We start from the raw sequence: 24403 nt of genomic DNA on the forward strand, positions 1-24403 counted from the left end.
TGGCTGTCAGAGGGCCGAGCGAGTCTGGGCCTGCTCAGCCCTGGCTCAGCTGCATGCGCTTGTTCTCCAGGCCCACGATCTCCTCGAAGAGCTCGCGGTACCCGGGGTCCTCGGCAGACATACGCCTCTGCCGGCCGCGCAGCTCAGTGAGCCTACGGTTGACACCCATTCGAGCCAGCGAGGTCACGACGTCGCGTGCGTAGCGTTGAAGGGCATCAGGGTCGATCTCCTGCGATCCCCGCCGTGTGGCCACCGGAAGCGTGACGACCGCGAGCGCCGTCAGCGCCGCATCAATCTCCGGGGTGGCACCGAGGCGAACCTGCTCCACCCAGTGGGCGAAGGCAGTGCGCTCGATCTCCTTCAGACCCTTGCCCCCGGCGGTGAGTGCCGTGACCTCGTCCTGCATCCGGCTGACGCCTCCCGCAGCCTCGATCGCCTCGAAGGCGGCGCGGTGGACGGCGTTGGAGAAGGCGGCGGACTCAATCGTGTCCGCCCCGGCGCGCGCTGCTGCCATCGGCTGCTGCACCATGGTGGCCAGAACCTGACGCTCCAGGGCCGTGACCTGGTCCGTCACCGGCTCAAGCGCAGGACGCCGGGCATCCGTGCCCAGGACCGCATCCCCACTGCCACCGGAGGAGGCCTGGACGGCGCCAGGTCCTCGTCTCTCGGCAGACTGGACGGCGCGCAGCACGTCTGACTCGGGAAGGGCCACCCATCCGGCCAGACGCCGCGTGTACTCACGGCGCAGAGCCCTGTCCCGGATCCCGGCGACGATCGGCGCCGCCGTGCGCAGACCGCGTACCCGGCCCTCAGCAGTGTCCAGATCCAGGTTGGCCAGGCAGGTGCGGATGACGAACTCGAACAGGGGCTTGCGCCGCTCCAGCAGGCGAGGAATGCCCTGGTTACCCTCCTCCAGCCGCAGGTCACAGGGATCCAGGCCGTGTGGCTCGACGGCGACGAAGGTCTGTGCCGCAAAGTGCTGGTCCTCGCCATAGGCGCGCAAGGCCGCCTTCTGGCCGGCGGCGTCGCCGTCGAAGGTGAAGATGACCTCGCCGCCACGAACGCGGTTGCCCATGACCACGCCGGCCGACGGATCAGCGGCGTCTCCCAGGAGACGCCGCACGATCCGCACGTGGTCCTCGCCGAACGCGGTTCCGCAGGTAGCCACGGCTACCGTCACCCCGGACAGGTGGGCCGCCATGACGTCCGTGTAGCCCTCGACGACCACCACCCGGTGCTGGCTAGCGATGTCCTTCTTGGCCAGGTCCAGTCCGTAGAGGACCTGGCTCTTGTGGTAGATCGCGGTCTCCGGGGTATTGAGGTACTTGGGGACGGTCTTGTCCTCGTCGCTCAGTCGGCGGCCACCGAAGCCCACCGTCGCTCCGGTCACGTCCCGAATGGGCCACATGATCCGGTCTCGGAAGCGGTCGTAGACACGTCCGCCGCCGGTTCCTCCTTGGCCGCACAGGCCGGAGGCTACGAGCTCTGCCTCTGTGAAGCCCTTTGAGCGCAAGTGCCCGGCCAGGTTGTCCCAGCCGGGGGGCGCGTAGCCCACACCGAAGCGGGCGAGAGCGGCGTCGTCGAAACCGCGTCCGTAGAGGAAACGGCCGGCTGAGGCGGCAGCGGGGTTGGCGGGGGAGAGCTGGGAGCGGAACCACTCCTCGGCCACGCGGTTGGCCTCCAGCAGGCGCTGGCGCGTGCCGGGCTCGACACCGCGGCGCACGTCCCCCGAGGAGTCCTCGTAGCGCAGCTGGACCCCGACGCGTCCAGCCAGGTACTCCACGGCCTCAGCGAAGGAGAGGTGGTTGATCTTCTCGACGAAGGAGATGACGTCCCCTCCCTCGCCGCAGCCGAAGCAGTGCCACAGGCCCAGCTGGGGGCGGACGTGGAAGGACGGGGTCTTCTCATCGTGGAAGGGGCACAGTCCCTTCATCGAGCCCACGCCGCCGCTCTTGAGCGTGACGTGCTCGCCGACGACGTCCTCGATCTTGGCGCGCTCACGCACCGCCTCGATGTCCTCGCGCTTGATCAGTCCCGCCATGGCGTCATCCTAGGCGTGCCCACCGACATCAATGAACGTGCTGAGCCAGGCCCGCTCCTGCCAGGAGAGCCCCGCCTCCTCGTGGAGCCCTCACACCTGGGAGAACAGCCCGCACAACCGAGCGTGCCACTGCCTGGCCGAGGTGTCCGTCAACGAGGCGATCTGGTCAACCACCGCGCGCAGTCGCCCGGCGTCGTCGGCCGCCTGCCGCCAGGCCTCGGCAAAGACGGGCTCCAGGTGCTCGTCGCCCGAGGCCGTCAGCACGTCTGCCAGATCGAACAGCTCGGTGCGTTGGCGCAGGTAGACCGGCTCGTGCTCGCGCGGCGCCATGACGTAGCGCACCGCCGCCCCCTTGAGCACGAGGATCTCGGCGCGGGTTCCCTCGGGGATGACCAAATCGGCGTCGTAGCGGGCCAGCGGGCCGTCGCCGAAGACCTCACGGGTGGCGCGCGCCACCTCGGAGACGAAGCGGCCGATGAGCTGGCTCGTCATGTTCTTCAGGCCGGCGGCGTCGGCCATGGACCCGGTGTATCCCGCGATCCAGCTTTCCAGCGCCGTCAGCCTGCGCCAGGCTGCCTCCAGCTCCTGGGCGTCCAGGTCGTGTCCGTACCAGTTCAGCGTCGCCTCGACGACGGCCTGGCTTTCCGCGGCCGAGCGCAGCGTGGCCGGGTCCATCTTGCCCAGGGCGATGGCGTCCTCGACGTCGTGGACGGAGTAGCCCACGTCGTCGGAGAAGTCCATCACCTGAGCCTCCAGGCAGCGTCTGAGCGCCGGCGCACCAGCACGCATCCAGGCAAAGACCTCGCGGTCGTCGTCGTAGCAGCAGTACTTGCGGGCGCTCTTGCCCTCAGGCCCGCCCGGCCCCTCACCACGGGCCCAGGGGTACTTGGCGACGGCGTCCAGGCTCGCACGCGTGAGGTTGAGGCCCACGCTGCGCCCGGAGGCGTCCAGGGTCTTGGGCTCCAGCCGGGTCAGCAGCCGTAGGGTCTGCGCATTGCCCTCAAATCCGCCGATCGAGGCGGCCACCTGGTCCAGGGCCTTCTCGCCGTTGTGCCCGTAGGGCGGGTGGCCGAGGTCATGGGCCAGGCAGGCGGTGTCGACGACGTCCGGGTCGCAGCCCAGCGCCTGACCGATCGCCCGGCCAACCTGAGCCACCTCCAGGGAGTGGGTCAGGCGCGTGCGCACGAAGTCATCGGCAGAGGGACCGAGCACCTGCGTCTTGGCCCCCAGGCGCCGCAGCGCGGAGGAGTGGAGAACACGGGCTCGGTCGCGCTCAAAGGGCGTGCGCTGAGGGTTCTTGGCAGCCTCGGTGACGAAGCGTTCGACGTCGTGGGCGCCGTAGCCGATGAGGTCGCCCCGGTCCTCTCCAACGGCTGTGGCGGGGGTAGTCAAGACGTGCTCGGGTGACGACATGGCCTCAGCCTACGCAGCGGCGCGCTAGTATGGCCGAAAGGTTGAGGACGATCGCTAGCGGCCTGTGCCAGTCACAGGTGTGCTCACCGGTGCCGCCCCGGCCTCGTGACCGGGCGGTGTGCCCGGCAGAAGGGAGCCAGCTGCCGTGACGACCACGACAACGCTCGTCCACCGTGCGTCCTCCGGACCCATTGAGTGGTGGCGTGACGGGCTGGTTTATGAGATTGCCTCGCCTGAGCTGGGCGCTGCCGATCTGGCTGGTGCCCACCGCATGCTTGACCACGTGGTCTCCCTCGGCTTCACCGCGCTACTGCTGCGTCCCAGCCTCCTGGAGACCTCCACCAGCCAGATCGACTCCTTCCGGGCACTGGCCGAGCAGGCGCATGAGCGTGGTCTGCGCGTGGTGGTGCGGGTCTCCGGTGCCCTGGGCCCGGTCACGGGTGCGCACGTGCACGATGATGACCGCTTCGTCGTCGGCGCCGAGCGCAGCGGTGAGGGGATCTTGGAGCGTGCAGAGGCCTTCCTAGCCGCCGGGGCCGACGGCGTCGACCTGGGCACGATCATTCCCCCGGAGGTCGATGAGCGCACGGACCTGGGACGCCTGACCGAGTACTTCACGATCCTGCACGGTCTGGTCGCTATGCACGTGGAGGACGGGATCCTCGGGGCGGACGTGTCCGCGGACTACCCGGACACGATGCGCCACCACCTCCAGGAGGACTGGCTGCACCACCTGCGCGACGACGCCCTGACCCTCACGCGTTGGGACGTGGAGTCCCTGACGCGTCACATCACGGCCTCACTGGCCGAGCACGACCGCTTCGGCGCGCCGCCGGTGTGGCGCTACCTGCCCAGCTTCCGCCTCAGCGCGGCCACCGATCCTGGGGACGGGCGGCGCTGGTTCGACGTGGCGGGGGAGGAACGGCGTCGTCGAGGACTGTCGATGCAGGCCCTCATGCTGGCCCTGCCCGGTGCGCTCTACCTGCGCCAGGGCGACGAGATCGCCCTGCTGGACCAGGACAAGCCGGAGGCTGCCATGGAGCTGGCGGCGCTGGTGGGCGCCCACGCGCACACCCAGGCCAGCCAGTTCGGCTCGCCGCTGGCTACCGTGCGTCACGCCACGCGGCTGCGTCGTGAGCGCAAGCTGGCCACCTCCACCCTCGCCTTCGTCACCGGCCTGGACTGGTGCCCGCCGCAGGCGCTGACCCTGCTCGTGCGCGACGTCGTCGTCCTGGTCAACACCACTGACCAGGCCGTGGCCCTGCCTGAGCACGCCTCTGTCCTGCTCAGCTCCCAGCAGCTGGACCAGAAGGACGGGCTGCTGCAGGTCCCGCCGACGACGACCACCTGGCTCGACGCCGCGACGGTCCGCTAGGGGCGAGTCGGCCAAGGGCCGGGGCGCGCGGCGGGAGAGGAGCTGCGGGGTTCTGCCCCAGGCGGTGCCACGTGCGAAGATGAGCCCATGGCTTACCGCGACATCCGCATCATCGGCGACCCGGTCCTGCGCACCCAGTGCGAGTGGATCACTGACATTGACGACTCGGTCAAGCAGCTGGTTGAGGACCTGCTGGAGACCGTGGACGAGGACGGCCGCGCGGGCCTGGCCGCGAACCAGATCGGTGTGGGGCTGCGTGCCTTCTCCTGGAACATCGACGGCGAGATCGGCTACATCCTCAACCCCCGGATCGATGAGCTGAACTTTGACGAGTACCAGGACGGGGACGAGGGTTGCCTGTCCGTGCCCGGGCTGTGGTACCCGACCAAGCGTGCCTGGTACGCGCGCGCCACCGGCATCGACCTGGACGGCAAGGAGGTCGTGGTCGAGGGTGAGGAGCTCATGGGCCGGTGCATCCAGCACGAGTGCGACCACCTGGAGGGGCACCTCTACCTGGACCGCCTGGACCGTAAGAACCGGGCCAAGGCGATGAAGGACTTGCGCGCCCAGGGTCTGTAGGCGCTACGAGGCTGCATCTGACAGCTTTCCCACCCCCCCCCGCCCGGCTGCGACGAAGGAGCCCTCCATGACTCGACTGATCGACCTTCCCTCCTCGGCCCTGCCAGGGCTGCGCGGCGAGGAGCTCGTGCGTGCCATCGCTGACAGTGAGGGACGCGCCGTCGCCGCCGAGACGATCGTGGCTACCGGCCCTTTGCTGGACAAGGTCTCCAACCCCGAGCTGGCTGCTGCTGCGGGGGCGGACATCGTCGTGCTCAACCTCTACGACGTCGATCACCCGTGTGTGGCCGGCATGCCTGATGCGCAGGGCCAGCAGGAGGCTGGAGACGCCGATGCCTTCGCCTTCGGCTCGGTCGGTCTGGGCCGGGGCGTGACCGCCGGACAGGTGTCCCAGTGGACGGGGCGGGTCACGGCAGTGAACCTGGAGCCGGTTTTCCCTCAAGCGACCTTTCCGCAGGGCCGGCGTGCCACGGTGCGTGCCGCGCAGATGCTGGTCGAGCAGGGCGGGCAGATCGCCGTCATCACGGGAAACCCCGGTACGGGGGTGACGATCGAGGCGATTATCGAGGCCACCAGGCAGATTCGCGCAGCCACGGACGGTGAGCTGGTGCTGCTCGCTGGTCGGATGCACGCTGCTGGCTCGGGTGAGCCGGTGATGACGGCCGACGACGTCGCTCGCCTGGCTGACGCCGGTGCCCACGGCGTCGTGCTGCCGGCTCCGGGTACCACGCCAGGCACGAGCGTGTCCGCGAGCGAGGCCTGGGTGGCTGCGGCGCACGCGCGGGGCATGCTGGCGTGGAACTCGATCGGTACCTCCCAGGAGGGGGCCTCGACGAGCGTCATCGAGCGTCTGGGGCTGGACTCGAAGACCACCGGTGCGGATATCCACCACATCGGGGACTCCGGCTTCTTCGGAATCGCCCCGCCGGAGAACATCTACGCCTACAGCCTCGCGGTGCGCGGTCGGCGTCACACCTGGCACCGGATCGCGGCCTCGCGCATGCGCTGAGGCGCGCTAGCCGTCGCGCCAGCGTGGCGGGCAGCGCCCGCAGGTGTGGCGGTGCTGGCCTTGAGGGGCGGTTCATGGCACCATGACCTTGCACGCCGCGTGCGTCATGAGGAGGCCCGGTCGGGCTCGAGAACGTAGGGGAAGACGGCTCTCGAACCAACCAGGAGGCGATCCATCGTGAACGGTGCCTACACCCGCGGTGTTCTTTTCGTGCACTCTGCGCCTCGCGCGCTGTGCCCGCACATCGAGTGGGCGGCCGCCGAGGTGCTGGGCGCACGCGTCCACCTGGACTGGACGGAGCAGCCTGCGGCTCCCGGCATGCTGCGTGCCGAGGCCAGCTGGGTGGGGCCGGTAGGCACTGGTGCCCGGCTGACCAGCGCGCTGCGGGGCTGGGCGAACCTGCGCTACGAGGTGACCGAGGAGGCCGCCCCGGGCTCCGACGGCGGACGCTGGTCCCACACCCCGGACCTGGGGATCTTCCACGCCCAGACCGACGTGCACGGCAATGTGGTGGTACCTGAGGACCGGGTGCGCGCGGCGCTCGTGCATGCCTCCCAACCTGAGGTCATGCGCCGCGAGCTGGATCTGGCCCTCGGTCAAGCCTGGGACGACGAGCTCGAGCCTTTCCGCTATGCCGGTGCGGGCGCGCCGGTGCGCTGGCTGCACCGGGTGGGCTGAGCCTGCGCTCAGCGCGTGAAGACGAGCGCGACGTCGTGCCCGCCAAAACCGAAGGAGGTGCTGGCTGCGGCCCGCAGCCCAGGGACCTGGCGCCCCTGCGGACCGACGATGTCCACTCCGAGCTCGGCGATCTGCGGATCGATGCCGCCAGGCAGCAAGGTCGGTGGCAGCCAGCCTTCGGCCAGTGCCATGACGCTGAGAACCGCCTCCAGGCCGCCGGCTCCGCCCAGGAGGTGGCCAGTCGCTGACTTGGTCGCCGAGACTGCCGCTGCTGGCGCCGTTCGCGCCAGCACCTGCGCCTCGACCACGTCCCCGGCGGGCGTCGAGGTCGCGTGGGCGTTGACGTGCCCGAGCTGGCTGGGTTCCAGGCCAGCTTGGTCCAGGGCGGTTCGTAGCGCTCGCTCCTGCTGGGCGCCGCTCGGATCGGGCCGGGCCACGTCATAGGCGTCTGCGGTCACGGCCGAACCTGCGAGGACCGCCAGCACCTGGGCGCCGCGGGCTGCTGCGTGCGCAGCGGACTCCAGGACCACAACACCGGCCCCCTCACCCAGGACGAAGCCGTCGCGATCGGGTGCGAAGGGACGCGACGCCGTCGCCGCCTCCTCGTTGCGGGTGGACAGGGCCCGCATGGCGGCAAAAGCAGCGACCGTCATGGGGTGCAGGGCTGCGTCCGTGCCACCGGCGACCACGACGTCGGCGCGCCCCCAGGCGATGAGGTCGGCGCCGTAGGCGATGGCCTCGGCTCCTGAGGCACAGGCGGACACCGGCGCGTGGATCCCCGCCGTCGAGCCCAGCTCGATACCAACCGTGGCCGCCGGAGCGTTGGGCATGAGAGCCGGGACCGCCGTCGGCAGCACCCGGCGTGGTCCCTTCTCACGCAGGGTGTCCCAGGCCTCCATGACCGAGAGCACGGGGCCCATGCCCGGCGAGATCGAGACAGCCAGCCTCTGGCCGTCGACCACCCCGTTGCCTGCCGCGCCCGGGCCGAACGCCTGCTGCCAGGCTTCACGCGCCGCCAGCAGGGCACACTGACTGGCACGGTCCAGTCGCCGCAGCTCCTTAGGCGTCAGGCAGGACTGCGGCTCGAGGGCGAGCCGAGCCCCGATCCGCACCGGCAGCTCGTGGGTCGCCACCCAGTCCTCGTCCAGCTCGCGCACCGCGCAGCGCCCCTCGCGCAGGGCCTGCCACGTGGTGGGCACGTCCCCGCCCAACGGATTAGTGGTACCCAGGCCGGTGACGACAACGGTGCGTGGCGCCAGGGCCGAGGCCTCGGGAGCGGGACGGGCCACGTTTCAGCCCTGCTTCTGCGCGGTCACGAGCTCGACGAGCGAGCCAACGGTCGGCAGGGTGGGGATGAGGGAGTCGTCCAGCGCGACGCTGAAGCGCTCCTCGACCTGGGTGGCGATGGTGAGCAGGCCCAGGGAGTCGATGTCGAGGTCGTCGGCGAAGCGGGACTCAGGCGTGATCGCGCTGGCCTCTACGCCAGCCTCCTCAGCAGTGATCTCGGCGATGACGGTGAGGACGTCGGTCTGCTCAGGCATCAGGGTCTCCTAAGAGGTCATAGACTCGTGGTGGCGCCGGCTCTGGCCACGGCCGAGTCCGGGCGGTAGGGCCGGTGAGCGGCCGCTACCGGTCATTGTGTCTCACAAGCAGGGGCGGGGGTGAACCGACGGCGCGTCGGCCTGTCACAGGGCCGGCTGGCGGCGCGAGGCGGGTGTCAGGCCTGGCGCCGCGCCGGCTCCACCAGGTCCTCAGGCGAGCGCAGGCGGGTCAGGTGCGTCTCTGGCAGGTCGCGGCGAGCCAGGCCGGTGAGGGTTCCTGCGGGGGCGAGCTCGATGATCGAGGTGATCGCTTGCCGGTGCAGTGTCTCCTGGACCAGGTCCCAGCGCACGGGCCGGGTGATCTTGGCGCAGACGGCGTCCAGCAGGCCCTCGCTGCCCTCGTGCGGCAGGTGGGCTACGCCGTCGGCGTCATCGATGACGACGGCGGTGGAGGCCCGCCGGGGCAGGTGCGCCACGGCCGCAGCCACCTGCGTCTGCGCCGCGGACATCGCGGGGGAGTGGAAGGCTCCTGCCACGGCAAGGGGGAGCACGCGGACGCCGGCAGGGGGAACGAGCGCCGCCAGTGCCTCGCGGCTGCCCGAGGCAACCACCTGGGTTGAGCCGTTGACGTTGGCGGCAGTCAGGCCGGCCTGGTCGATAGCCGCCAGGACCTCCTCCCGGCTACCGCCGATAAGCGCCGCCATCCCACCGTCGTGCTCGGCCGCGCACCGGGCCATCGCCCGGCCCCGCAGCGCAGCCAGCCCGACGGCCTCGGCCGGGGAGAGAACCCCGGCCAGTGCCAAGGCGGTGAGGTACCCGAGGGAGTGCCCAGCGAGCACCGGCGCTGGCCCAGGTGAGGCTTGAACGGGGCGAGGGCCGGCGAGCCCGACGGCGATGGCGCAGGCCAGGGACGTGGCCACCGTCAGCGGCTGGGCGACCTGAGTGGGGCGGAGAGCCTCGGCCGAGGCCGTGGTGCCCAGGGCCACCAGATCCGCATCCGCCGCCTCGGACATGGCCTCCAGTACGCCGGGGAAGCGGGCGTTGGCGCCCTGCCACCAAGGCGTGAGCATGCCGGGGCGCTGAGAACCCTGCCCGGGGCAGACGACGGCGGTGCCAGCTGGGAGGGCCAGGGCCAGGATCTCGGGCTCAGCGCGCGCAGGAGCGAGCGGTGCGCGGGCGCTCGCTGCGGGCGGCGGGGGCGTCGTCGTCATCGCTGATCGCCTTCGTGCAGACGGCCGGCGATGATGGCCAGGTGGAGGACCAGGCTGTCACGCGCGTCGGTGGCGTCCCATCCCGTCACCTCGCTGACGCGGCCCAGCCGGTAGCGCACAGTGTTGGCATGGACGAACAGCTCCCGCGCGGTGGCTTCCAGGCTGCGGCCCAGCGCCAGGTAAGTGGCGACAGTCTCCTCAAAGGGCTCACCCATCGCACGCAGCGGCTCATGCACGAGGGTCTCGACGCGCTCGGTGGCCAGCTCATCGCCCAGCAGCAGACGCTCAGGAAGCAGATCGTCAGCGCGCACCGGGTTCGGAGCCTGGATCCATCCCGGCAGCGCGCGCAACCCAGCCAGAGCTGAGCGCAGCGACCGACCCGCCTGGCTGACCGCGCTCACCACCGGACCGAGCACGGCGGCGCCGTCGAGCCGGCGAGCGATGAGGGCGGCTGCGGCGTCGACCGCCTGATCCGGGCTGCCGGAGGACTGCGCCGCCTCGGGCTGGCCCCCCAGCACGATGATGACTGAGTCCCCGCGCACGGAGACCAGACAGTCGTGAGCGTGCTGCCTGCCCTCGTGGCGAAGCCGGGAGGCTGCGATGGCGTCCAGGCTCGCCCGGGCGGCGATCGCCACCACCGGTCCGTTTCCGCTCCAGCCGGCCGAACCGGCCCGGGAGGCCGCCTCCTCCGGGGACCCGTGGAGCATCGAGTCCACGGCGACCGACTCCAGACGGGCGTCCCAGGCGCCACGAGCCTCTGCCGCGCGGGCGTAGACCTCCGCTGCGGCGAAACCGACGTCCCGGCCGAAGGTGAGGACGAGAACCGTCAGGGCGTCATGATCTTGCTCGGGAACGGCCTGGGGGGCCTCCTCCACGACGACGTCGAGGGCGGTGCGTACCATGCCGAGCGTCTGCTCCAGCGTGATCGTGCCGGTCAGGGCTGCTGGCGCCACGGAGAAGATCTTGCCGGGGGCGACGGCGGTGTCTGGGAACTCAATGGAGTCGACGAACATCGTCACGCCGAGACGGGCGACAGCAGCAATCTGCTTGCGGGCAGGCTCAGCCAGGGTGCGGTACCACGGGTGCGCGGCGCTGATGCGGTCCAGAGCGTGCTCGATGATGGGCTCCTGGGCCTGACGCAGAGCTGCGACCGCGGGTGCACTGAGGTCCTTCATGCCTGAGAGCCTAGCCTGCACCCACGACACCGGAACGGTCCGCAGGTGGGACCTTTTGAGGGAACCGACAGAAAAACGACGGCGGGGCCGGAATACGGCAGATCTGGGGCGAAAGTCCGTGGACGCCGTCGGATCTCGCCCGGCAATGGCGTCCGGGTCCTGCTGCGGGTCGCTAGGCTGGGGCCTGCAACACGGCGCTGGGCCGTGAGCAGACCGTCAACGTCGACGTGCGCCTGGGGCGCACTGGAGGAATCACGATGTCGCAGGCCACCCGCACCGAGGAAGACCTCCTCGGTCCCCGCGAGGTACCGCTCGAGGCGTACTGGGGTATCCACACCTTGCGCGCCCAGGAGAACTACCAGATCTCTGGCGTGACGATCGGGGAGGAGCCCGCCTTCATCCGCGGCATGGTCCAGGTCAAGAAGGCCTCGGCACTGGCCAATCACGAGTTGGGGACGCTGTCTGACGAGGTGGCTGACGCCATCGTGTGGGCCTGCGACCAGGTGCTCGACGACGGGCGCTGTTTGGACCAGTTCCCCATCGACGTCTTCCAGGGCGGGGCTGGCACGAGCGTCAACATGAACACCAACGAGGTCATCGCCAACCTTGCGCTGGAGCACCTGGGCTACGCCAAGGGACGCTACGACGTCATCAACCCTAATGACCACGTCAACAAGTCCCAGTCCACGAATGACGCCTACCCCTCCGGCTTCCGGCTGGGTCTGTACGCCCAGGTCGAGGCGCTCCTGGCTGAGCTGGACCGTCTCATCGACGCCCTGGCGTCCAAGGGCACCCAGTTCAAGGACGTGCTCAAGATGGGGCGCACCCAGCTCCAGGACGCCGTGCCCATGAGCCTGGGACAGGAGTTCGAGGCCTTCAGCGTGCTGCTGGGCGAGGAGATCTCGCGGCTGCGGGCCAACTCCAGCCTGCTCCTGGAGGTCAACCTCGGTGCCACGGCGATCGGGACGGGACTGAACACTCCTGAGGGGTACCAGGACTCCGTGGTGGGCTACCTCCAGCAGGTCACGGGCCTGCCGATCAAGGGCGCGGAGAACCTCATGGAGGCCACCAGCGACACCGGCGCCTACGTCTCCATGCACGCGGCCATCAAGAGGCTGGCGGTCAAGCTGTCCAAGATCTGCAACGACCTGCGTCTGCTGTCCTCCGGACCGCGTGCAGGCCTGGGGGAGATCCGCCTGCCCGAGCGGGCTGCGGGGTCCTCCATCATGCCGGCCAAGGTCAACCCGGTGATCCCCGAGGTCGTTAACCAGGTCTGCTTCAAGGTCATCGGCAACGATGTGGCGCTCACCTTCGCTGCCGAGGCCGGCCAGCTCCAGCTCAACGTCATGGAGCCGGTGATCGGCCAGACGAGCTTTGAGTCGATCCGCCTGCTCACCCACGCCATGCGCACGCTGCGCGAGCTGTGCATCATCGGCATCGAGGCCAATGAGGAGGTGTGCCGCGACAACGTCCTGAACTCCATCGGGATCGTCACCTACCTCAACGAGGTCATCGGTCACCACAACGGTGACCTGGTGGGACGTGAGTGCGCCCGCTCAGGACGAAACGTGCGTGAGGTGGTCCTGGAGATGGGGCTGCTGGACGAGAAGGCGCTGGACGAGCTGCTGAGCGTGGACAACCTCCTGCGTCCGCGTTACCGCGACATGCGCTACTACTCCGGCTCTGACCCGTCGGTTCCCCGTACCCGGGCCGAGGACGCTGACGAGGACTGACGCCAGCGCCCAGCGCGTGCAAGTGCGGCCGGTGCAGGGCTTGAAGACCCTTCACCGGCCGCACTCACGCGTTCAGCGAGAACGGCAGCCCTCAGGCCTCGCCACCCTGGCTGCCGGAGGAACCGGCGTTGACGTCCTCAAGGTTGTAGCGCTCGATCGCCTGGGCCACGACCTCGCGGTCGAGCTTGCCCTGCTGCGCCAGCGCCTGAAGCGCCTTGACGACGACGGAATCGGCGTCGATGAGGTAGTGGCGGCGAGCCGCAGCGCGGGTGTCGGAGAAGCCGAAGCCATCGGCACCCAGCACGTGGTAGTCGCCAGGGACCCACGGACGGATGAGGTCAGGCACCGCGTGGTCGAAGTCGCTGGTGGCGATCAAGGGACCGGTGGCGTGGGCAAGCTTGCCGGTCACGTAGGGCACGCGCTGGTCAGCGGTGGGGTGGAGGAAGTTGTCTTTCTCCACCGCCAGAGCCTCACGGCGCAGCTCGCCCCACGAGGTTACGGACCACACGCTGGCGCGCACGCCCCAGTCCTCAGCCAGGATCCGCTGAGCCTCGACGATCCACGGCACCCCCACGCCGGAGGCCAGCAGCTGGACCTCGGGACCGTCGCCTGCCGGGGCGTCGGAGATCTTGTGCAGACCCTTGAGAATGCCCTCGACGTCGACGTCCTCGGGCTCGGCCGGCTGGACGATCGGCTCGTTGTACACCGTCAGGTAGTACATGATGTTGCGGTTACGAACGCTGTCCGGGCCGTACCAGCGCTCCAGCGCGTCACGCACGATGTGGCGGATCTCGTAGGCGTAGGCCGGGTCGTAGGAGGCGAAGGCCTCGTTGGTCCAAGCCATGAGCGGGGAGTGGCCGTCCATGTGCTGGGTACCCTCACCGGTCAGCGTCGTGCGACCGGCCGTGGCACCGATGACGAAGCCACGGGCCAGCTGGTCCCCGGCGGCCCAGAACTGGTCGGCCGTGCGCTGGAAGCCGAACATCGAGTAGAAGATGTAGACCGGGATCATCGGCTCGCCGTGGGTGGCGTAGCTGGTACCGGCCACCTGGAACAGTGAGGCGGAGCCAGCCTCGTTGATGCCGGTGTGCATGAGCTGACCGGAGGTGGACTCGCGGTAGGACAGCATCATGTCCGCGTCCACCGGCGTGTAGTTCTGTCCCTGGGTGTTGAAGATCTTCTTCGTGGGGAACAGCGACTCCAGACCGAAGGTGCGCGACTCGTCAGGAACGATCGGCACGAAGCGGCGGCCGATGTTCTTGTCCTTGATGAGCTCCTTGAGCAGGCGCACGAAGGCCATCGTCGAGGCGACTTCCTGCTTGCCCGAGCCGGACTTGAGGATGTCGTAGACCTTGTCACCGGGTAGCTCCAGCTCGGTGCCGGCGTCACGGCGCTCGGGCACGAAGCCTCCGAGCTGGCGACGGCGCTCGAGCATGTAGAGCAGAGCCGGGTCATCCGGCGCAGGCTTGTAGTACGGAGGACGGGTGGGGTCAGCCTCCAGCTGCTCGTCGGTGATCGGGATGTGCAGCCGGTCGCGCAGGCCCTTGAGGTCGTCGAGCTTGAGCTTCTTCATCTGGTGGGTCGCGTTGCGGCCCGCGAAGTGGGAGCCCAGCAGGTAGCCCTTGACCGTGTGGGCCAGGATGACCGTGGGCTGGCCCTTGTGCTCCATGGCCGCCTTGTAGGCGGCGTACATCTTGCGGTAGTCGTTACCGCCGCGCTGCAGGGCCCAGATCTCCTCGTCGGTCCAGTCCTTGACCAGCTCGGCGGTCCGCGGGTCACGGTTGAAGAAGTGCTCGCGCACGTAGGCGCCGTCGTTGGCCTTGAAGGTCTGGTAGTCGCCGTCGAGCGTCTCCATCATGAGGTGCTCCAGGGCGTGGTCCTTGTCCGCGGCCAGCAGCTGGTCCCAGCCACGGCCCCAGATGACCTTGATGACGTTCCAGCCTGCGCCCTTAAAGAAGGCCTCCAGCTCCTGGATGATCTTGCCGTTACCACGCACCGGGCCGTCCAGGCGCTGCAGGTTGCAGTTGATGACGAAGGTGAGGTTGTCCAGCTGCTGGGAGGCCGCCAGCTGGAGCATGCCGCGTGACTCGGGCTCGTCCATCTCGCCGTCGCCCAGGAAGGCCCAGGTGTGCTGCTGGGAGGTGTCCTTGATGCCCGCACCCTGGAGGTACTTGTCGAACCAGGCCTGGTAGATGGCCTCAGCCGGGCCCAGGCCCATCGAGACGGTCGGGTACTCCCAGAAGTCCTCCATCCGGCGCGGGTGCGGGTAGGAGGGGATGCCACGTCCGCCGGTGGCGGCGGGGTGGGAGTACTCCTGGCGGAAGCCGTCGAGGTCGTCCTCAGTCAGACGGCCCTCGAGGAAGGCTCGGGCGTAGTTGCCGGGGGAGGCGTGGCCCTGGAAGAAGACGTGGTCGCCGCCGCCAGGGTGGTCCTTGCCGCGGAAGAAGTGGTTGAGGCCGACCTCGTAGAGCGTGGCGGTCGACGCGTAGGAGGAGATGTGTCCGCCCACCCCGATCCCCGGGCGCTGGGCGCGGGTGACCATGACGGCGGCGTTCCAGCGGTTCCATCGGCGGTAGGTGCGCTCGGCGTCCTCGTCGCCAGGGAAGTAGGGCTCGTCGGCGACGTCGATGGTGTTGACGTAGGGCGTCGTCGTCTGCGAGGGGACGGCGACGTTCTTGCGCCGTGCCTCCGCCAGCATCGACAGCAGGATGAAGCGGGCACGGGGGCCACCCTTCTCCTGGATGAGGGCGTCAAGGGACTCGCGCCACTCCCTGGTCTCCTCGGGGTCGTTGTCGGTGACCTTGGTCAGGAGGCCGTCGATGAGCGGCGTGGAGTCACTGGTCGGGCTCACGGGTTCCTCTTTCCTCGCTTCGGTGCGGTGGCAGTTCAGGCTCGCGGCGGCGTCGGGCCGGCGAGCCCGGCCGGGTCGCATGGACTGTAGTCCACCACAAATCTACGGCCTTTGCGTCACAGCGTCGCCCAGGTGACGGGAAGAAGGTCCCAGTGATGCTGTGAGGTCAGCCACCGGAATCCGGCTGAGCGTATGGGCTTGCGTCAGTGGGGTCACATGCTGTGGGCTAGACTCCGTAGCGCCCCACGGGGCACTGAAAACCGCGCTACCGCGCACGAGAACGGGACGCACTGCGAGCCCGAGGGACGGAGAGACGACAGTGGCGAGCACAGCAGGTGGGGCCTTTGGCTTCACCTCCGGCCTCATCATCCAGGAGTTCGGTTACGACGACGACGTCGACGACGAGCTCCGCGCGGCCGCCGAGGCGCTGACCGGTACCGAGCTGGTCGATGAGGACTATGAGGACGTAGCCGACTCCACGATCGTGTGGTGGCGCGATGACGACGGTGACGTCGACGACCTGACTGACGTCCTGGTGGACGCGCAGGCCAACCTCGACGGCGACGGCGTGATCTGGGTGCTCACCCCCAAGGCTCGTACGGCCGGGGCCGTTCCCTCCTCGGACGTGGAGGAGGCTGCCCGCACTGCCGGTATGCATGCCACCTCGGCCGCGGCGATGGGCCAGCACTGGAGCGGCATCCGCATCTCCAGCCGGCGGCACTGACGCCGGGTGCGTCGTCGAACGACGGCGTGCCGTATGCTGCGGCGAGCAGCAGCGCCTACGGGCGCCACGGACCTGTAGCTCAGTTGGTAGAGCAACGCGTTTACACCGCGTCGGTCGTCGGTTCGAGTCCGGCCGGGTCCACCACGTGCACAGCGACGGCCGTGACTGCGGTAGTCTCAGCCGGTCAGCGTGCTTACTTGGCACCCTGGCGGGCCCCCATAGCTCAGTGGTTAGAGCAGCGAGCTTATACCTCGTCCGTGCCTGATAAGCACATGGTCCTGGGTTCGAATCCCAGTGGGGGTACTGGCTCAGCCAGCCACGCCCCCATGGTGGAATCGGTAGACACAGCGGCCTTAAAAGCCGATGCCCTTGGGCGTACGGGTTCGAGTCCCGTTGGGGGCACCTGACCGCCGTCGCTACCCCTTGGCGCCTGTGGCTACCCCCTGGTATCCGTGGCTACCCCTCAGCGCGCGCTACGGGGTAGCGGGCAACCTCAACGGGTAGCGACGGGCATGGGTGGGTAGCGGGACCTGCCTGGCGGGTCGCCGGCCGTAGGCTTGGGACCATGAGCGAGACCACCCCATTGACCGTCGGCGAGGTCGTCAGCCTCCTGCGTCGCATCGCCCCGAACGAGCTCGCTGAGCCCTGGGACTCCAACCAGCTCATCTGCGGAGACCCCGCGGACCCGGTACGCAGGGTACTGCTGGCCGTCGACCCGCTGCCCGCCGTCGTTGATGAGGCGATCGAGACGGGCGTGGACATGGTCATCACCCACCACCCCCTCTTCCTGCGTGGCACTGACCACGTCTCGGCCACGACCTCCAAGGGCCGCAGTGTCCACCGCCTCATCCGCGCCGGCATCGCCCTGGCTAACGCCCACACCTCCTGGGACTCGGCGGCCGGCGGCGTGGCTGACGCACTGGCAGCGGCCGTGGGACTCACGCGGACCGTCGTGCTCAGCCCGAGCCAGGCTGACCCTGAGCTGGGGATCGGACGCGTGGGGGAGCTGGCGGAGCCGACGACGTTGCGTGCCTTCGCCCAGACCGTGGCTACGGTCCTGCCTGACTGCGTCCCCGGCCTGCTCGTCGGCGGAGACCTGGACGCCCAGGTGAGCCGGATCGCTGTCTCAGGTGGTTCTGGGGATTCCTTGCTCGGCGCCGCCCGGGCGGCTGGCGCGGACGTGTTCGTGACCGCGGACCTACGGCACCACCCTGCGACCGACCACCTGGCTGAGGGACGCCCCTTCCTGCTGTGCGGTACGCACTGGGCGACGGAGTGGGTGGGACTGCCCCCGCTGGCCACGCGTCTTGAGGCCGAGGCGGCCGCCCAGGGACGTAGACTCACCGCACAGGTCTCGTGCGTCGTCACCGACGCCTGGACCCTGAGACTGAGCACGGGCGCCTGAGGGCGCCACCACCGGAAGGACCCCCGACGTGACGCGCGCACCACTTGCCCAGCAGCGGCTGCTCATCGAGCTCCAGGCACTGGACTCTGCCTTGGCGCGGCTCAGGCACGAGCGCCGGCACCTGCCCGTGCTCGCCCGCATCGAGGCGACGGTGGAGCGGCTGAAGGCCAACAAGCGCGAGGCCGTGATCGCTGACGCCGGCCTGAGCGAGGCCAAGAAGGAGGCCACACGCCGCGAGGACGAGGTCGGCCAGGTGGTGCGCCGTGCCGGGGTGCTGCGCGAGCGCCTGTCCTCGGGCGGGGCAGGCGCCCGGGACCTGACGGCTATCCAGGGTGAGATCGACCAGCTCGGACGGCGTCAGGCCGTGCTGGAGGAGGCCCAGCTGGCCGCCATGGAGTCCCTGGAGGCGGCGCAGGGTGAGGTCGATCGCCTGGCCGAGGAAGAGACGGCGATCCGGGCTGCTGGCCGTGAGCTGACCGCTGAGCGTGACGCCGAGTTCGCGCGGCTGGACGCCGCTATCGCCGAGGAGCAGGGCAAGCGGGACTTCCTGGCCGGTTCCGTCGCTGCGGACCTCCTGGCCGACTATGACGCAGTGCGCGAGGCTACCGGTGGGGTGGGCGCGGTCGCACTGTACGGACGGCGCGTCGAGGGCGCCGCCGTGGAGATCAGCCCGCAGGAGCACGCACGCATCGCCGCCGCTGACGAGGACGAGGTCATCCACGCCGAGGACGGTGACGTCATCATCGTGCGGATGGAGCGCTGATCTCTCACACGACGAGCGTGAGATCTCGTCGGCCGCGCGAGTCCGGCTCGCCGAGCCAGCCATCGCGTACGCCCTCGATCTGAGCGGCCAGGGCAAGGACGTCCTCGACGTCGGCGTCAGCGGGCAGGCCGGACGTGGCGCGGGCACGCACGAGCGCTCCGGCCAGCAGCCCGCGGGTGTGCTTGGCGTGGTGGGAGACGACGGCGTGGCTACCGTCCGGTCTCCGGCTGACCACCCGCACGCGCACCAGCTGGCCCTGCGCCCCCGGACCCGGCTGCCAGGCAGGGGAGTAGACCCCGGAGCGGCAGTCGACGACGACGCCGTCGGCCGCTTTGGTCAGGACCGGCGCCAGGACGGGCTTCCAGAAGGACGCCAGGCGCCCGGCGTCGGGCAGGCTCACGCCCATCGACAGCCGGTGGTCGGGCAGCAGGTCCGTGGCTCTCACCGCGCCCCACAGGCCGGAGAAGACGATCACCTCATGGCGCAGGACCTCGCGAGTGTCCGCGGAGGAGCCCAGGAGGGACATCTGGGCGGCGTCGAAGAGCACCCCGGTGTACAGCGCGTAGGCCGGGGCACAGGGGGCCTGCTCCAGGACGAGGTTGAGCGCGGCGTCATCTGCCGAGCGTGGTCCGAGCCCGAGCACGCGGGCAGCCTCGCTACCGGCGCTGAGCGCGGCCAGCTCGGCCATGACCGTGCGGCGGGCCCCAGTCAGCCGGTCTGGCTCCCACAGGCTGCCCAGGTCCAGGGCCGGGCCGGCGTCGGGTGCGGTCTTGCCCTCAGAGGGAGGTAGGAGGATGAGCACGCACCGATCTTAGGGGTAGGCTGTCCGGCGCGGACGAGCCGACCGGGCGGCCGCGGTACCGCGGGGCGACCCGTGGATCGAGGAACGTCCGGGCTCCACAGAGCAGGGCGGTGGCTAACGGCCACCCGGGGTGACCCGCGGGACAGTGCCACAGAGAACAGACTGCCGGCCGGAAGCTCGCTTCTGGTCGGCGAGGGTGAAACGGTGGGGTAAGAGCCCACCAGCGCTGTAGGTGACTACAGCGGCTTGGTAAACCCCGCCCGGAGCAAGACCGCACAGCAGGCGCCAGAGGGCTGCTCGCCCGAGCCTGCGGGTAGGTCGCGTGAGCCTGCTGGCAACAGCAGGCCAAGATGGATGGTCGCCACCGCCATCGCCGGTCACGGCAGGCGGCAACAGAACCCGGCGTACAGGTCGGCTCGTTCGTCCGCTCGTGCGCGCCTCCTGCGGCGCACGGCACGGGCCGCTGCCCGGGATCCCCGGACAGCGGCCCGTGCCATGACGTGGGTTGCTTACTTGGCCTGGATATAGACCTCGCCGGTGCCGTCGTACCTGGAGGAGAAGGCCGAGGCGGCGAAGACACCGCTGTTGGCGTCAGAGGCGTTGATGACGTAGGTGTAGTACCCGCTCGCCGAACCGCCGTCACGCGGCATGTCCTGGAGATCGAACTCGTCATCCAGGAAGACGGACTCAGTGGTGTGGGTGTTGCCGTCCTTGACGTAGTCCATCTCCAGCTCGAAGCTGCTGAGCTGGCCGGAGCCGTGGTAGGTGATGGTCACCGGGACCCGCATGTAGACCTTGCCCTCACCCGGATCCTTGTAACCCTCTGAGTAGCCCTGGGCGTCATAGGCCGCCTTGATGGACTCGTTGGCGTTCCACTCCACCGCGCCGAGGGTGACGTCGATCGAGGCCTGCGGGTCATCGTCGAACTCACCGGCCTTGAAGGTCACTGGCTGGCTGGGGTCGAGGGGGTCGTCCATGGATGAGCCCGCGCCCTTGGTGGCCTCGGGAGCCTCTGACTCCTCAGCCTCGGAGTCCTGCTCGGAGCCGGCTGCGGCCTCCGACTCATCTGCGGGGGCGGAGACAGAGACCTCGGAGGAGGACTCGCTACCGGAACCAGGCTCGGAGCCCTTGACCAGGAACAGGATCGCCCCGGCGGCGCCGCCGACGACGGCCAGGACGACCACGACGACGATGAGCCAGAACCACCACTTGCGGGTCAGTGGGTCCTTGCCTGCGCCGGGAGTACCGACGTCAATGGGCTGCCAGCCACCCGCCGTCGGACCTGTTGGACCTCCAGGGGAGGCGAAAGCGGGGGCGCCGGGGGCTGCAGGCATCGTCGGTGCGGCGGCGGGGAAGACGGCCGTGGCTCCGGCGTAGGCGGGGGGTGAGGAGACCGACGGCGCAGACCCGGCCGAGGCTCCGAAGGGCTGGACCGGGACGGTCGGCGCCGGCGAGGAGGCGGGTGCTGTGGCCGGGGTACCAGCGCCGGGAGCCGGCTGGATGACGGCCGTGGGGTCAGGACCAGCTCCGTCGTCAACCCACAGCTGCCAGCCCTCTGGGGCAGGGCCCCAGGAGGGGTCAGGCTGCCACCCGGGTGGCGGGATGAAACCCTCCGGAGGAGCGGGCCAGTTGGGCGGAGGGTTGAAACGCGGTGCCATAGGGCGACATCTCCTGGGAGTGGTAGAGGGACGTGGGCGGCGTCACGCTGGTCACGCCATGACAGACGCTACACGCTCACCAGCCATGTGCGCAGGCCTGGCACGCAGACTGAGCAGCCCCACTGAGGCTCAGGGGAGGGTGAGGATGTCTGCCCCGTCCTCGGTGACCACCAGCGTGTGCTCGAACTGGGCGGTGCGCGAACGGTCCTTGGTCAGCACCGTCCAGCCGTCGTCCCACTGCTCCCAGTCCTCAGTGCCGAGCGTGAGCATGGGCTCGATCGTGAAGACCATGCCCACCTCCATGACGTCGTCGTAGGCGGGGGCAGCGTCGTAGTGGGGGATGATGAGGCCGGAGTGGAAGGCCTCGCCGACTCCGTGGCCGGTGTAGTCACGCACCACGCCGTAGTCGAAGCGCTTGGCGTACTTCTCGATGACACGGCCGATGACGTTGACCTCGCGGCCCGGGCGCACCGCCTTGATGCCCCGCTCCATGGCGGTGCGGGTGCGCTCGATGAGCAGGGCCGTCTCGGGATCGACCTCACCCACGGCATAGGTGGCGTTGGTGTCCCCGTGCACGCCGTGGATGTAGGCGGTGATGTCAAGGTTGATGAGGTCGCCGTCCTTGAGCACGGTGGAGTCGGGGATGCCGTGGCAGATGACCTCGTTGACCGAGGTGCAGATCGACTTGGGGAAGCCCATGTAGCCCAGGCACGAGGGGTAGGCGCCGTGGTCGCACAGGTACTCGTGGGCGATCCGGTCCAGCTCGTCGGTGGTCACGCCCGGGGCGATCGCCTTGGCGGCCTCGGCCATGGCACGGGCGGCTAGGCGACCGGCCTGGCGGATCCGCTCGACGGTCTCGGCGTCCTTGACGTCAGAGGCGGTCACGCGCTCGGGACCGTCGTGGAACATGTACTCCGGGCGGGCGATGGAGCCCGGGACGTGGCGCTCGGGGCCGACGACGCCCTTGGTCAAGGTGCCGCGGGGAGCCCGGTCAGCCAGCGAGGTCGTGGAAGAGGCAGCGTCGTGCTCAGTCATGGTCCTAAGCATAGGAGTCTGGCTCAGGCGTCAAACCAGTGCTCGGGCGCGGGGAAGCTGCCGGAGCGAACCGCTTGGGCGAAGGCTCCGGCAGCCTGGCTCAGCGCCGTGCCGACCTGCCCGAACTGCGCTGCGAAACGCGGGGTCCACTGCGTCATCCCCGCCATGTCCGACCACACGAGCACCTGGCCGTCGCACCTGCCGCCCGCGCCGATTCCGATGGTGGGCATGGGGGAGAGCTCTGTCACGCGCGCGGCAACGGGTTCGGGCACCATCTCCAGCACGACGGCGAAGGCGCCTGCCTCGCCCAGGGCCTGGACGTCGGCCACCATCCGGTCGGCGGCCTTCTCACCTCGTCCCTGGACGCGGAATCCTCCTAGGGCGTTGACCGACTGCGGGGTGAAGCCGACGTGGGCCATGACCGGGATCCCGGCGTCGGTCAGGGCCTGCACGGTCTGGGCCCGGGTGCGACCCCCCTCCAGCTTGACGGCGTTGGCCCCCACCTTGACCAGGCGCACGGCGCTCGCCAGGGCCTGCTCAGGGCCTGCCTCGTAGGTGCCGAACGGCAGGTCGGCCACCACCAGGGCGCGCTCGGTGGCGCGTGCCACCGAGCGGGTGGCCACGACCATCTCGTCCAGGGTTACCGGCAAGGTGGAGTCGTAGCCGAGGCTCACGTTGCCGATGGAGTCACCCACTAAGAGCACGTCCGTTCCTGCGACGTCGAGAATCCGTGCTGTGACGGCGTCGTAGGCCGTGAGCATGACGATCTTCTCCCCGCGCTCGCGCATCTGTGCCAGGTGCTGGACGCGGACCTTGCGTGGCCGGGGCGCGCTGGAGGCAGGTGAGGAAGCAGGTACGGCAGACCCGTAGGGAGCCGAGGTCTCGCCTGCCTGCGGCTGGCTGTGGCCCAGGGACGAGGAGGACGAGGGTGTCTCAGTCATGGGCTCCAGCCTAGGCGCATCCCGAGACACCTGAGCGCGTGCAACGCGCCGGACACGCGCGCACGGCATGATGGTGCCACCTACCGCACCGACGGCTCACCCGCCACCGGCCCTTGCCACAGAGAGGTTCCGAGCATGGACAAGCAGCAGGAGTACGTCCTCCGGGCGATCGAGGAGCGTGACATTCGCTTCATCCGCCTGTGGTTTACCGATGTCCTGGGCCAGCTCAAGTCCGTGGCGATCGCCCCGGCCGAGGTCGAGAGCGCCTTCGAGGAGGGCATCGGCTTTGATGGCTCAGCCATCGAGGGGCTCACCCGCGTCTTCGAGTCCGACATGCTCCTGGCTCCCGATCCCTCGACCTTCCAGATGCTGCCCTGGCGTACTGGTGCTAACTCCGTGGCGCGGATGTTCTGCGACGTGCTGACCCCGGCGGGCGAGGCGGTGCGCACGGACCCGCGTGCTGTCCTGGAGCGCCAGATCGCGCGCGTGGCTGAGGCGGGCTTCACCTGCTACATCCATCCCGAGATCGAGTTCTACCTGGTCAATCGCCACGAGGACGGCTCCATCAGCCCGACTGATCACGCCGGATACTTTGACCACGTCGCCGGGGGCACGGCCCACGAGTTCCGCCGCCGCGCCATCCTCATGCTGGAGCAGATGGGGATCTCGGTGGAGTTCTCCCATCACGAGGGAGGCCCTGGCCAGAACGAGATCGACCTGCGTTTCGCTGACGCCCTGTCGATGGCGGACAACATCATGACCTTCCGGGCCGTGGTCGAGGAGGTAGCCCTTCAGGAGGGGTGCACCGCGACCTTCATGCCCAAGCCCTTCGTCGGTCAGCCCGGTTCCGGGATGCACACCCACTTCTCGCTGTTCGAGGGTGACCGCAACGCCTTCCACGATCCGGCCGGTCAGTACCAGCTCTCGGCCACGGGCCGGGCCTTCGTCGCTGGTCTGCTGCACCACGCCAGCGAGATCTCCGCGGTGACCAACCAGCACGTCAACTCCTACAAGCGGCTGTGGGGCGGGGACGAGGCCCCCAGCTACATCTGCTGGGGCCGCTCCAACCGCTCGGCCCTGGTCCGCGTGCCCATGCACAAGCCCGGCAAGGCCCAGTCCACGCGCATCGAGTTCCGCGGCATCGACTCCTCGGCCAACCCCTACCTGGCCTTCGCCGTCATCCTGGCAGCAGGCCTGAAGGGGATCGAGGAGGGCTACGATCTGCCTGCTGAGGCCGAGGACGACGTGTGGGCGCTGTCCGACCGCGAGCGCGAGGCCCTGGGCATCGCGGCCCTGCCGACCTCGCTCAAGCGTGCGGTCGGGGCGATGGCCAAGTCCGATCTCGTGGCTGACACCCTGGGCGAGGACGCGTTTGAGTTCTTCATGCGCAACAAGCGTCACGAGTACCGTGCCTACGACGCCCAGGTGACGGACTTCGAGCTCTCCCAGTTCTTCCCCAAGGCCTGAGC

20 protein-coding genes, 3 tRNA genes and 1 other RNA gene are annotated in these 24403 nt (G+C 69.4%); 13 read left to right on the top strand and 11 right to left on the bottom strand.

Annotated elements, in window-relative coordinates:
* Nucleotides 1-34: 34 nt before the first annotated feature.
* Nucleotides 35-2041 carry a DNA primase gene (gene dnaG / locus CYJ26_RS00185; RefSeq protein ID WP_048681175.1) on the bottom strand — a complete coding sequence of 669 codons (2007 nt, stop codon included), beginning with the start codon at nucleotides 2039-2041 and terminating at the stop codon, nucleotides 35-37.
* 90 nt (nucleotides 2042-2131) lie between these two features.
* The gene (locus tag CYJ26_RS00190; RefSeq protein ID WP_006549876.1) at nucleotides 2132-3454 is read right to left on the bottom strand and encodes a deoxyguanosinetriphosphate triphosphohydrolase; all 1323 of its coding nucleotides are present in this window, start codon (nucleotides 3452-3454) and stop codon (nucleotides 2132-2134) included.
* 145 nt (nucleotides 3455-3599) lie between these two features.
* Between CYJ26_RS00190 and CYJ26_RS00195 the strand changes: the two genes are divergently transcribed.
* The 4 genes from CYJ26_RS00195 to CYJ26_RS00210 all read left to right on the top strand — a co-directional run bounded on the left by CYJ26_RS00195 (nucleotide 3600) and on the right by CYJ26_RS00210 (nucleotide 7095).
* Nucleotides 3600-4829, top strand: coding sequence for a glycosidase (locus CYJ26_RS00195; RefSeq protein WP_034236328.1), 1230 nt, complete (start codon nucleotides 3600-3602; stop codon nucleotides 4827-4829).
* An 87-nt stretch (nucleotides 4830-4916) separates the two neighbouring features.
* Nucleotides 4917-5408: a peptide deformylase gene (gene def / locus CYJ26_RS00200; protein ID WP_006549874.1), complete on the top strand. Its 492-nt coding sequence runs from the start codon at nucleotides 4917-4919 to the stop codon at nucleotides 5406-5408.
* A gap of 67 nt (nucleotides 5409-5475) precedes the next feature.
* Entirely contained in the window at nucleotides 5476-6417 is a 942-nt protein-coding gene (locus tag CYJ26_RS00205; RefSeq protein WP_006549873.1) for a DUF7916 family protein, read from the top strand.
* A 177-nt stretch (nucleotides 6418-6594) separates the two neighbouring features.
* The gene (locus CYJ26_RS00210; RefSeq protein ID WP_006549872.1) at nucleotides 6595-7095 is read left to right on the top strand and encodes a DUF3145 domain-containing protein; all 501 of its coding nucleotides are present in this window, start codon (nucleotides 6595-6597) and stop codon (nucleotides 7093-7095) included.
* Nucleotides 7096-7103: 8 nt separating this feature from the next.
* Here the strand turns inward: CYJ26_RS00210 and CYJ26_RS00215 are convergent, their stop codons facing one another.
* From CYJ26_RS00215 to CYJ26_RS00230, 4 genes are all read right to left on the bottom strand, one after another.
* A complete protein-coding gene (locus CYJ26_RS00215; RefSeq protein ID WP_040319880.1) occupies nucleotides 7104-8384 on the bottom strand; it encodes a beta-ketoacyl-[acyl-carrier-protein] synthase family protein in 1281 nt (426 codons plus the stop codon).
* 3 nt (nucleotides 8385-8387) lie between these two features.
* Nucleotides 8388-8636, bottom strand: coding sequence for an acyl carrier protein (locus tag CYJ26_RS00220; RefSeq protein WP_048681170.1), 249 nt, complete (start codon nucleotides 8634-8636; stop codon nucleotides 8388-8390).
* Between the two features lie 176 nt (nucleotides 8637-8812).
* Nucleotides 8813-9847, bottom strand: a complete 1035-nt coding sequence (locus tag CYJ26_RS00225; RefSeq protein ID WP_024036573.1) for an ACP S-malonyltransferase — start codon at nucleotides 9845-9847, stop codon at nucleotides 8813-8815.
* Nucleotides 9844-11022, bottom strand: coding sequence for a PucR family transcriptional regulator (locus CYJ26_RS00230; RefSeq protein ID WP_006549868.1), 1179 nt, complete (start codon nucleotides 11020-11022; stop codon nucleotides 9844-9846). Before CYJ26_RS00230 ends, CYJ26_RS00225 begins: the two co-directional genes overlap by 4 nt.
* Before the next feature lie 257 nt (nucleotides 11023-11279).
* Between CYJ26_RS00230 and aspA the strand changes: the two genes are divergently transcribed.
* A complete protein-coding gene (aspA, locus tag CYJ26_RS00235) occupies nucleotides 11280-12755 on the top strand; it encodes an aspartate ammonia-lyase (RefSeq protein WP_024035800.1) in 1476 nt (491 codons plus the stop codon).
* Between the two features lie 91 nt (nucleotides 12756-12846).
* Here the strand turns inward: aspA and aceE are convergent, their stop codons facing one another.
* The gene (aceE, locus tag CYJ26_RS00240; protein ID WP_048681185.1) at nucleotides 12847-15606 is read right to left on the bottom strand and encodes a pyruvate dehydrogenase (acetyl-transferring), homodimeric type; all 2760 of its coding nucleotides are present in this window, start codon (nucleotides 15604-15606) and stop codon (nucleotides 12847-12849) included.
* 319 nt (nucleotides 15607-15925) lie between these two features.
* On the opposite strand from aceE, the gene CYJ26_RS00245 reads away from it, so the two are divergent.
* The 6 genes from CYJ26_RS00245 (at nucleotide 15926) to CYJ26_RS00270 (ending at nucleotide 18498) form a co-directional block, all read left to right on the top strand.
* The gene (locus tag CYJ26_RS00245; protein ID WP_006549865.1) at nucleotides 15926-16330 is read left to right on the top strand and encodes a DUF3052 domain-containing protein; all 405 of its coding nucleotides are present in this window, start codon (nucleotides 15926-15928) and stop codon (nucleotides 16328-16330) included.
* 68 nt (nucleotides 16331-16398) lie between these two features.
* Nucleotides 16399-16474: transfer RNA gene (locus CYJ26_RS00250), tRNA-Val, on the top strand.
* Nucleotides 16475-16542: 68 nt separating this feature from the next.
* Nucleotides 16543-16633, top strand: a tRNA-Ile gene (locus CYJ26_RS00255).
* A 17-nt stretch (nucleotides 16634-16650) separates the two neighbouring features.
* A tRNA-Leu gene (locus CYJ26_RS00260) sits at nucleotides 16651-16732 on the top strand.
* A gap of 163 nt (nucleotides 16733-16895) precedes the next feature.
* Complete coding sequence (locus CYJ26_RS00265; RefSeq protein WP_006549864.1) at nucleotides 16896-17735, top strand: Nif3-like dinuclear metal center hexameric protein; 840 nt, start codon at nucleotides 16896-16898, stop codon at nucleotides 17733-17735.
* A 28-nt stretch (nucleotides 17736-17763) separates the two neighbouring features.
* A complete protein-coding gene (locus CYJ26_RS00270) occupies nucleotides 17764-18498 on the top strand; it encodes a zinc ribbon domain-containing protein (protein WP_006549863.1) in 735 nt (244 codons plus the stop codon).
* A gap of 4 nt (nucleotides 18499-18502) precedes the next feature.
* On the opposite strand, the gene CYJ26_RS00275 is transcribed toward CYJ26_RS00270, so the two are convergent.
* Nucleotides 18503-19300, bottom strand: coding sequence for a YaaA family protein (locus CYJ26_RS00275; RefSeq protein WP_006549862.1), 798 nt, complete (start codon nucleotides 19298-19300; stop codon nucleotides 18503-18505).
* 34 nt (nucleotides 19301-19334) lie between these two features.
* Here CYJ26_RS00275 and rnpB point away from each other — a divergent pair.
* Nucleotides 19335-19723: RNase P RNA component class A (gene rnpB, locus CYJ26_RS00280), an RNA gene on the top strand.
* 86 nt (nucleotides 19724-19809) lie between these two features.
* Here the strand turns inward: rnpB and CYJ26_RS00285 are convergent.
* From CYJ26_RS00285 to panB, 3 genes are all read right to left on the bottom strand, one after another.
* Nucleotides 19810-20958, bottom strand: a complete 1149-nt coding sequence (locus tag CYJ26_RS00285; protein WP_034236323.1) for a hypothetical protein — start codon at nucleotides 20956-20958, stop codon at nucleotides 19810-19812.
* A 129-nt stretch (nucleotides 20959-21087) separates the two neighbouring features.
* Nucleotides 21088-22005 carry a type I methionyl aminopeptidase gene (gene map / locus CYJ26_RS00290; RefSeq protein WP_024035012.1) on the bottom strand — a complete coding sequence of 306 codons (918 nt, stop codon included), beginning with the start codon at nucleotides 22003-22005 and terminating at the stop codon, nucleotides 21088-21090.
* Between the two features lie 11 nt (nucleotides 22006-22016).
* Nucleotides 22017-22934, bottom strand: coding sequence for a 3-methyl-2-oxobutanoate hydroxymethyltransferase (panB, locus tag CYJ26_RS00295; protein WP_081449234.1), 918 nt, complete (start codon nucleotides 22932-22934; stop codon nucleotides 22017-22019).
* Between the two features lie 135 nt (nucleotides 22935-23069).
* Between panB and CYJ26_RS00300 the strand changes: the two genes are divergently transcribed.
* Nucleotides 23070-24401: a glutamine synthetase family protein gene (locus CYJ26_RS00300; RefSeq protein ID WP_006549858.1), complete on the top strand. Its 1332-nt coding sequence runs from the start codon at nucleotides 23070-23072 to the stop codon at nucleotides 24399-24401.
* Nucleotides 24402-24403: the final 2 nt, after the last annotated feature.

This window comes from Actinomyces urogenitalis (genome assembly GCF_002861525.1).
In the GTDB taxonomy this organism is placed as follows: Bacteria; Actinomycetota; Actinomycetes; order Actinomycetales; family Actinomycetaceae; genus Actinomyces; species Actinomyces urogenitalis.